General features: G+C 62.6%; 1 protein-coding gene. It reads right to left on the bottom strand.

Annotated elements, in window-relative coordinates:
• A partial coding sequence (locus tag AC0L3B_RS40510; RefSeq protein WP_473383747.1) for an amidohydrolase family protein occupies positions 1–230 on the bottom strand: 230 nt, incomplete at both ends.

Below are 230 nucleotides of genomic sequence, written 5' to 3'. Positions count from 1 at the left end.
CTTCGATGGAACCGACGATGTGGCTGATGCCATGGGTGATCGCCGGGTTGATGGTGTACTTGGCGATATAGCGCTTGGCGCGGAAGTTATCGTTGCCCGCGCCGTCACCCGGCAGCGGGCCGCGCTGTTTTTTCATCTTGTCGGCGGTCTGCCAGGTGCGCGTGATCACCTCGCCGCTTGTGCGCTGTCCAGGCCGATGGTGCGGAAGATCAGCTTGTAGCCACGGGAGG

Source organism: Bradyrhizobium sp. Kon56 (assembly GCF_055807635.1).
The sequence above is the reverse complement of the archived record's forward strand: the minus strand, read 5'-3'. Positions and strand labels throughout refer to the sequence as shown.